At 68.8% G+C, this 7,960-nt stretch carries 12 protein-coding genes; 5 read left to right on the top strand and 7 right to left on the bottom strand.

From position 1 onward, the window contains the following. The 3 genes from GBO37_RS03575 to GBO37_RS03565 form a co-directional block, all read left to right on the top strand. On the top strand, positions 1 to 444 hold a 444-nt coding region (locus GBO37_RS03575), incomplete at its 5' end, for a lysylphosphatidylglycerol synthase domain-containing protein (protein ID WP_252927292.1). Next, positions 441 to 1,490, top strand: a complete 1,050-nt coding sequence (locus tag GBO37_RS03570; RefSeq protein WP_252927290.1) for a glycosyltransferase — start codon at positions 441 to 443, stop codon at positions 1,488 to 1,490. The genes GBO37_RS03575 and GBO37_RS03570, both read left to right, overlap by 4 nt. 54 nt (positions 1,491 to 1,544) lie before the next feature. Continuing rightward, the gene (locus tag GBO37_RS03565; RefSeq protein ID WP_252927288.1) at positions 1,545 to 1,958 is read left to right on the top strand and encodes a VOC family protein; all 414 of its coding nucleotides are present in this window, start codon (positions 1,545 to 1,547) and stop codon (positions 1,956 to 1,958) included. A gap of 3 nt (positions 1,959 to 1,961) precedes the next feature. On the opposite strand, the gene GBO37_RS03560 is transcribed toward GBO37_RS03565, so the two are convergent. The 3 genes from GBO37_RS03560 to GBO37_RS03550 are packed head-to-tail and all read right to left on the bottom strand — an operon-like array spanning position 1,962 to position 4,269. Continuing rightward, complete coding sequence (locus GBO37_RS03560) at positions 1,962 to 3,305, bottom strand: HAMP domain-containing sensor histidine kinase (RefSeq protein ID WP_252927285.1); 1,344 nt, start codon at positions 3,303 to 3,305, stop codon at positions 1,962 to 1,964. Next, positions 3,302 to 3,964, bottom strand: a complete 663-nt coding sequence (locus tag GBO37_RS03555) for a response regulator transcription factor (protein ID WP_045981723.1) — start codon at positions 3,962 to 3,964, stop codon at positions 3,302 to 3,304. The genes GBO37_RS03560 and GBO37_RS03555 overlap by 4 nt, the downstream gene beginning before the upstream one ends. Beyond that, entirely contained in the window at positions 3,964 to 4,269 is a 306-nt protein-coding gene (locus GBO37_RS03550) for a PepSY domain-containing protein (RefSeq protein WP_052715076.1), read from the bottom strand. Before GBO37_RS03550 ends, GBO37_RS03555 begins: the two co-directional genes overlap by 1 nt. 132 nt (positions 4,270 to 4,401) lie before the next feature. On the opposite strand from GBO37_RS03550, the gene GBO37_RS03545 reads away from it, so the two are divergent. Next, the gene (locus GBO37_RS03545) at positions 4,402 to 5,118 is read left to right on the top strand and encodes a calcium-binding protein (RefSeq protein ID WP_084693635.1); all 717 of its coding nucleotides are present in this window, start codon (positions 4,402 to 4,404) and stop codon (positions 5,116 to 5,118) included. Between the two features lie 30 nt (positions 5,119 to 5,148). On the opposite strand, the gene thyX is transcribed toward GBO37_RS03545, so the two are convergent. Then, positions 5,149 to 6,054, bottom strand: a complete 906-nt coding sequence (gene thyX, locus GBO37_RS03540) for an FAD-dependent thymidylate synthase (protein WP_252927283.1) — start codon at positions 6,052 to 6,054, stop codon at positions 5,149 to 5,151. Between the two features lie 137 nt (positions 6,055 to 6,191). Between thyX and GBO37_RS03535 the strand changes: the two genes are divergently transcribed. Next, positions 6,192 to 6,620 carry a VOC family protein gene (locus tag GBO37_RS03535; RefSeq protein WP_148912353.1) on the top strand — a complete coding sequence of 143 codons (429 nt, stop codon included), beginning with the start codon at positions 6,192 to 6,194 and terminating at the stop codon, positions 6,618 to 6,620. A 45-nt stretch (positions 6,621 to 6,665) separates the two neighbouring features. Here the strand turns inward: GBO37_RS03535 and GBO37_RS03530 are convergent, their stop codons facing one another. From GBO37_RS03530 to GBO37_RS03520, 3 genes are all read right to left on the bottom strand, one after another. After that, complete coding sequence (locus tag GBO37_RS03530; RefSeq protein WP_127899388.1) at positions 6,666 to 7,121, bottom strand: MarR family winged helix-turn-helix transcriptional regulator; 456 nt, start codon at positions 7,119 to 7,121, stop codon at positions 6,666 to 6,668. Positions 7,122 to 7,297: 176 nt separating this feature from the next. Then, positions 7,298 to 7,600: a succinate dehydrogenase assembly factor 2 gene (locus tag GBO37_RS03525; RefSeq protein ID WP_252927281.1), complete on the bottom strand. Its 303-nt coding sequence runs from the start codon at positions 7,598 to 7,600 to the stop codon at positions 7,298 to 7,300. Then, on the bottom strand, positions 7,593 to 7,940 hold the full coding sequence (locus GBO37_RS03520) for a helix-turn-helix transcriptional regulator (protein ID WP_042249702.1): 348 nt from the start codon (positions 7,938 to 7,940) through the stop codon (positions 7,593 to 7,595). Before GBO37_RS03520 ends, GBO37_RS03525 begins: the two co-directional genes overlap by 8 nt. Positions 7,941 to 7,960: the final 20 nt, after the last annotated feature.

Here is a 7,960-nt window from a genome sequence, read left to right as displayed (position 1 = left end):
TGCGGCGGTGCTGGACAGCTGCCTGGGCGCGCAGGCACCGCCGCACGCGATCTGCGGGGCGCGTTGCGCGTCACGCTGCTGGCGCCGGGCGCCCTGCCGCGTCAGGTGGCGCTGAACCTGGCGATCACCGGGGCCAACCTTGCGGCCTTTGCCTTCTGCGCCGCGGCCACCGGCACGATGATGTCCCCGGTCGAGACCGCCGTTCTGGTGCCGCTGATCCTTCTGACCATGATCCTGCCGCTGACCGTCAGCGGGTGGGGTCTGCGCGAGGGTGCGGCCGCCGGGCTGTTCCCCCTGATCGGCGCCAGCGCGCAGGCGGGGCTTGCCGCCAGCCTGGCCTTCGGCCTGATGTTTCTGGCCAGCACCCTGCCGGGGCTGCTGGTCCTGTTGGCGCAGCGCCGCGTCAACCGTCCCGCCCCCGCAGCCATACAGGCAGACCCGTGACCGACCCAAAGACCCTGACCTTTGCCCTCCCGGGCGACATCACCACCCTGACCGGCGGCTATATCTACGACCGCCGCATGGTGCAGGGGCTGCGCGACCAGGGTCGGCATGTCGATGTCATGGCCCTGCCCGACAGCTTTCCGACCCCGTCCGACAGCGACATGCGTCAGGCGCTGGACGCGCTGCAGGCGCTGCCCGCGGATCGGCCGGTGATCATCGACGGGCTGGCCTTTGGCGCGCTGGACCCGCAGGGAGTGGCCGCGATCCGCGTCCCCATCGTGGCGATGATCCATCATCCCCTGGCCCAGGAAAGCGCCCTGCCCGCCGATCTGGCCGACCATCTGTGGCGGACCGAGCGCGCGAACCTGGCCCATGCGCGCCACGTGATGGTGCCCAGCCCGCATACGCGCGACATGCTGGTCGACCGCTATGACGTGCCCGCCGACCGGATCACCGTCGTCCGCCCCGGCACCGACCGCCCGGAACAGCCCGCCACGCCGCAGGATCCGCCGCTGATCCTGTCGGTGGGCATCCTGCACCCACGCAAGGGTCATGATGTCCTGATCGCCGCGCTGGCGGCGTTGGCCGATCTGGACTGGCAGGCGGTGATCGTGGGCAACCCCTGGGACGCGGCCCATGTTGCCGACCTGCAGGCGCAGATCGCCGCCAGCGGACTGGGCGGACGGCTGGAACTGGCCGGGCGGGTAGAGGCGGATCGCCTGGCGGACCTGTACCGAACAGCCTCGATCTTTGCGCTGGCGACCCGGTACGAGGGTTACGGCATCGTCTTCGACGAGGCGCTGTCCCATGGCCTGCCCATCGTCAGCACGCGTGCGGGCGCGGTGCCGGGAACGGTTCCGGCCGGTGCGGGCCTGCTGGTCGCACCCGACGATGCGCCCGCGCTGGCGCAGGCGCTGCGCCGCATGCTGACCGACCCGGCCCAGCGTGCCGCACGGGCGGCCGCCGCCGCACGGGCGGGGGCGGCGCTGCCGGGCTGGTCGGACACCGCGCGCGTGGCGGGCGGCGTTCTGGACGCGCTGGACTGACTTGCGGGGCGCGGCCCGCGCGTGCATCACTGCCCCGCAACCACGGAGGCCGCGATGAAATCCCTGTTCCACCTTGCCATCCATGTCACCGACCTGGACGCGGCCCGTCGCTTCTATGGCGACATCCTGGGCTGTGCCGAGGGTCGCTCCACCGACACCTGGGTCGATTTCGACTTTTTCGGCCATCAGCTTTCGCTGCATCTGGGCACGCCCTTTCCCACCACCCGCACCGGTCAGGTGGGCGATCACATGGTGATGATGCCGCATCTGGGGGTCGTGCTGCCGCTGGCGGATTGGCTGGCCTTGTCCGACCGCCTGGCCACGGCGGGCGTGTCCTTCGACATCCCGCCCCAGATCCGCTTCGAGGGCCAGCCCGGAGAGCAGCGGACGATGTTCTTCTTCGACCCCTCGGGCAACCCGATCGAGGTCAAGGGCTTTGCCGATTTCGACGGTCTGTTCGCGTCCTGACCATCAGTCCGGGTGGCGCGGCAGGTGCAGTTCCGCCGCAAGGCCCGGCAGCATGTTGATCAGCTCAAGGCGACCGCCCGCGGCCTCGGCGATGTCGGTGACGATGGCCAGACCGATCCCCTGACCGTCGCCGCCCTGGTCCAGCCGCACGCCGCGCTGCGCCAACCGCGCCAGCTCGGCATCGGGCACGCCCGGCCCGTCGTCGCGGATGATGATTGCCGTCCGATCGTGATCCGCACGCATCCCGACCCACACCCGCGACCGCGCATGGCGGGCCGCGTTTTCCAGCAGCGCGCCCAGGGCCTCGGTCAGGTCGTCAGGGTCGATGCGCAGCGCCACTGCCTGCGGCAGGTCGACCTGCCAGTCCAGCCCGGCACCCGCGGGCGTGCGCTGCAGCACCTGCACCAGCCGGGCGACGATCGGGGCGGGATGCGCGCGGGCCTGTGCAGCGTCGGTGCGGATGCGGGCGCGCGCCAGTTCCCGGTCGACATGGCGCCGCATCACGGTGACGACATGTTCGATGCTGTCGGCCTGTTCGGTCCGTCCCTGATCGCGCAACGCCTCGGCATCGCCCAGCAGCGCCTGCAGCGGCGTCTTGAACCCGTGCGCCAGATCGCCGGCGCGGTGGCGCGCACGATCCAGCTCTCGGTCGCGGTCGTCCAGCAGATGGTCCAGCTGGCGGGCCAGGGGCGCGACCTCGGAGGGCAGATCGTCGCCCAGGCGCCGCCTGCGCCCCTGCGCCAGCCCGCGCAGATGCGCGCCGACCTGGGCCAGCGGGCGCAGGCCAAGCGTGACCTGGACGAAGGACGCCGCCAGCAGCAGCGCCGCCAATCCCGCCAGCCATGGGACAAGGTCGCGCAGAAAGGCCGCGCGGGCCTGCGCGGAATCCTCCATGTCCTCAGCCACGATCAGGCGGATGGGGGACGCGGTCGCACCCTGCCCGATCAGCACCTGCTGATCCAGCGCCAGCAGGCGCTGGTCGCCCGGCCCGTCCAGCTGCAGCACCCGCCCCTCGCCCGGCGGCGGCGCATCCGCGGGCACAGGCAGCGTCACGTCCCACAGCGAACGCGACCGCAGGGGCTGGTCCCCCAGCCACACCTGCCAGTAATGCCCCGAGAATGGCAGCTGCCACGACGGGTTGCGCGGCTGGTCGCGCATCTGCGGCGGCGTGCCGGGTTCGATCGCCGACAGCAGAACCAGCGCCCGATCGCGCAGGTCCGACACGGCGACGCGCTGGACATGGCGGTCGAACAACACCGCCAGCATCGTCACCGACAGCGCCATGACCAGCAGGATGGTCGCCCCGCCCAGCAGCATCAGCCGCAGGCGCAGCGACAAAGGCCTCATGCACCGCCCTCCAGCAGATAGCCGAAGCCGCGCCGCGTCGCGACGATGCCCGGACCCAGCTTGCGGCGCATGCGGGTCACGACCGCCTCCAGCGCGTTGGCCTCGCGCGCGTCATCGTCGCCGTAAAGGTGCTCCAGCAGTTCCGTGGGCGAGACGACGCGGTCGCGGTGAACGGCCAGATGCGCGATCAGGCGGAACTCCAGCGGGGTCAGCGGGACCGGCACGCCATCGACCAGCGCCGTCATGCGGTTCAGATCGACGGTCAGGCGGCCCGCCTCGATCCGCGGTTCGGCCCGGCCGCCTGCCCGGCGCACCAGGGCGCGGGCCCGCGCCACCAGCTCCTCCATGCGGAACGGTTTGGGCAGATAGTCGTCGGCGCCGGCCTCGATCCCCTCGACCCGCTCGGTCCAGGCGCCCCGTGCGGTCAGGATCAGCACGGGCGAATCGCACCCCTCGGCCCGCCAGCGTTTCAGCACGGTCAGACCGTCCAGGTCGGGCAGCCCCAAGTCCAGCACGATCAGGTCGTACCCCTCGGTCCCGCCCCGGAACCAGGCGTCCTGGCCCGATGCGGTGCCGTCCACGCGGAACCCGGCCGCAGTCAGCGCCCGGCCCAGATCGGCGGCGATCCGGCTGTCATCCTCGACCACAAGGGCGCGCATCAGTCGTCGTCTTCCTCGTATCCCAAAATCGCCCCCGTGCGGGCGTCCAGCTCTATCTCGATCAGGCGGCCCTCGGGGGTCAGCACCTCGATCTCATAGAGCCACAGGCCGTCCTCGTCTTCCAGCTCGACCTCGACGATGCGGCCGGGATGGCGCGCCTCGATCCGCGCCAGGATCTGCTCCAGCGGCAGCATGTCGCCGCGGTCCACCGCCTGGCGGGCGGTCTCGTAATCGGGGGCGATCGGCTGCGCCGCAAGGGTCAGCGGCAGCAGGATCAGCATCAGGCTGGACAGGGATCGTTTCATCCCCGCGTCCTAGCACGGCCAAGCTGACAGCGCGCTGACAGCCCCCGTCAGCCGGCTGTCAGCGGGCCCGTGATATCGCGATTCGCACAGGGCCGCCGCATGGGGGGCCGACAATATGAAAGGATCGCTTGAATGGCACGCTATAACGGAACCTCGGGTGCGGACCGGATCAACGGCAGCGCGTTGGCCGACCTGATCTATGGGCGCGACGGCAACGACGTGCTGAATGGCAACCGCGGCTTCGACCGCATCTGGGGCGAGAACGGCAACGACGTGCTGAACGGCGGCGCGGGCAATGACAGCCTGGCAGGCGGTGCGGGCAACGACCTGCTGCGCGGCGATGACGGAAACGACGATCTGTGGGGCGGCTTCGGCTTCGACACCCTGTTCGGCGGCCGGGGCGACGACGAGTTGGAGGGCAATCAGGGCAACGACCTGCTCTATGGCGGTCAGGGCCGGGATGACCTGGAAGGCGACGGCGGCAATGACCGGCTGTTCGGCAACGAGGGCAATGACGAGATCGAGGGCGATGACGGCGCCGACATCCTGCACGGAAACCAGGGCAACGACACGCTGGACGGCGGTCGGGGCAACGACATCCTGGCCGGGGGGATCGGCGCCGACCGGTTCGAATTCGACCTGGGCGACGGGCGCGACCGTATCGTCGACTTCCAGAACGGCCTGGACCGGATCGAGATCGACGACCTCGATCGCGGCCAGGTCCAGCGCGCCATCAACGGCGCGGTGCAGCAGGGCGGTGACACGATCCTGACGGTGAACGCCTCCACCGTGATCGTGCTGGAGGATTTCAACCGCGCCAACCTGGACCTGAACGACTTCACGTTCTGATCCGGACGGGGGCGCGTGGTGCGCCCCCGCTCAGCCCCAGACGGCTTGGAACTCGCGCCATTCACGCGCGCCCATGCCGGCATTTTCCTGCGTGACGACCTCTCCGGCCAGGCGTCGCCGCAGCGCATCGGCTGCTTGCGCGGACAGGTTCACGGCATTCATCCGGTAATCCTGGAATGCACCAAAGGCGGCGGGCACCCAGTCGCGGGTGATGTCGCACATGATGTCGGCATAGGCCCGGATCTCGTATTGGGCATGGCTGTCGGCGCGCAGGCGCAGAAAATGCAGCAGGTTGTGCAGGTCCACCTTCCAGTACCACTGGGTATAGATGTTGGCGGGCAGGTTCATGCGCGCCAGTTCCCGCGCCAGACCCTGCTGCCCCTCCTGGCTCAGCATCGCCTCGTAGCTGTCATAGCTGCGCATTGCGTCCTCGCGCAGCAGGTCCAGCACGCGCTGCGCCTCGGCGCCCTGCAGCACCTCGCCGCGGCCCTGGTGGTTCTGCGACGACTGCGCGGCCAGATGCTCGGGCGCGGGGATGTAGAATTCCCGGTCCAGGATCGAATAGCGGCCGGAATACTCGTTCACGTTGGCGGTGCGGTGACGGATCCACTGGCGGGCCACGAAGACCGGCAGCTTGACGTGGAACTTGACCTCGCACATCTCGAAGGGCGTCGAATGCCAGTGCCGCATCAGATAGCGGATCAACCCCTCGTCGTTCTGCACCGACTTGGTCCCCTTGCCATAGCTGACGCGCGCCGCCTGACAGATCGCCGCGTCGTCGCCCATATAGTCGATGACCCGCACCAGCCCGTGATCCAGAACCGGATGCGCCACGTACAGGTGGTTCTCCATCCCCTCGGACACGGCGCGCAGCGTCTGGCGAGGCGTGGCGCGCTGGCTGTCGATCTCGGCCTGCTGTTCGGGCGTGAGGGGCATTGCGGCGGTCCTTTCAGGCGGTGCTGTGACCCTCGTCCTAAGTCAAGAACGCGACTGCGGCAACCGCCCCCGCGGGGGTTGCGTTGCGCCGGCGCCAAGACCATGTCTCCTTCAACCCAAACGTCAAAGGATACTCTATGAACATCCGCTATCTGCACACGATGGTCCGCGTGAAGGACCTGGACAAGACGATGGATTTCTTCCGCCTGCTGGGCCTTGAGGAAACGCGCCGCATCGACAACGACAAGGGCCGCTTCAGCCTGGTGTTCATGGCGCCTCCGGGCCAGCCGGAATGCCCGGTGGAACTGACCTACAACTGGGACGGCGATGACGGCCTGCCCTCGGACAGCCGCCATTTCGGCCATCTGGCCTACCGCGTCGGCAACATCTACGAGATGTGCCAGAAGCTGCAGGATGCCGGCGTCACGATCAACCGCCCCCCGCGCGACGGCCACATGGCCTTCGTGCGCAGCCCGGACAACGTGTCGATCGAACTGCTGCAGGAAGGCGATCACCTGCCCCCGCAGGAGCCGTGGTCCAGCATGGAGAACACCGGCACCTGGTAAGGCGCCAGGAAAAGGCATACCCGGCCCCGCAGGGCCGGGTTCAATTCAATAGATATAGCGGATCTGCTCGGTCCAGAACCGCTCGATGCGGCGGCATTGCAGGTTCACCTGATCCAGCGGCGGATCCTCCAGCACGCCCGACATGGCCAGCCCTTCGGCGTGGCGGATGAACAGGCGCTGCACCAGGTCGCGCACCGCCTGGCCTTCGGCCGTCAGGCGCACCCGGACCGAGCGTCTGTCCATGTCGCAGCGTTCGTGATGGACATAACCCATCGCGACCAGCTTCTTCAGGTTGTAGCTGACGTTCGATCCCTGATACATGCCGCGCGACCGCAGCTCTCCGGCAGAGACCTCGGCCTCGCCCAGATTGTACAGGATCATGGCCTGGACCGGGGTCAGGTCGCCCCGGTGCAGGCGTTCGAATTCGTCCTTGACCAGATCCAGCATCAGCCGGTGCATCCGCTCCAGCAGCTGCAGGGATTCCAGATAGGCGTCGGTCATGTCCGACAGGGGCACGTCCAGGGCCGTGGGATCGACTGTCGGATGCTGTTCGCGGGGTGCAGGTGCAAGCATGGCTTCGGGATGTCCTGTCCTGTTCGTCATGACCTCTCAATGACAGAGAAAAGACAATCTTCGGTTAATTGCCGCCTCTTCCTGCGCCAGGAATGCCGAAATTTTTAGCGATCGGCCGCAAAGCGGGTCGAGGCATGTCGCGCGATCCGATCCAGCATCGGGGTCAGCATCTGCGGTGCCTCGCGGGTGGGACCGTCGCCGATCCGCGCGGTGACCCACAGGTACAGATCCTGATCGTTCTCGGCCAGCATGCGTTCGTACAGGTCCAGATCGGGGCCGGACAGCCCGGACAGGCAGTCATCGGCGAAGCGGCCCAGAATCAGGTCCATCTCCTTCATGCCGCGCCGCCAGCTGCGCATGTGCAGACGTTTCAGGCGGTTCTCGGGGGTTTCCAGCGTATCAGCCATGCGACAGTGCTTCCTCCAGACGGTCCACGCGGGCGGCGGCCTCGGCCAGCAGGCGGCGCAGATCGGCCAGCTCGGCACGCAGAGCCGCCCCCGCGCTTGCGTCTTGCGGTCCCGCGCCCTGCCCCGTCAACAGCCAAACCGGCGAGACGCCGGTGACCGTGGCGATCCGTCCCATCAGGCTGGCCGTCGGTTCGGCCTGATCGACCTCCCACCCCTCCAGCGTCTCGGGGCGCAGGCCAAGCGCATCGGCCATGGCGGCAATGTCCAGGCCCGCGCCTTCGCGCGCGGCGGTCAGGCGGTCGCCAAGGGTCGCCACCGGTTCGGCATAGCTGTCGATCATGTCTCTCGTCCTTGTGAGGG

Source organism: Paracoccus sp. 08 (genome assembly GCF_024105395.1).
In the GTDB taxonomy this organism is placed as follows: Bacteria; Pseudomonadota; Alphaproteobacteria; order Rhodobacterales; family Rhodobacteraceae; genus Paracoccus; species Paracoccus marcusii.
This window is presented reverse-complemented; position numbering and strand designations above follow the sequence as displayed.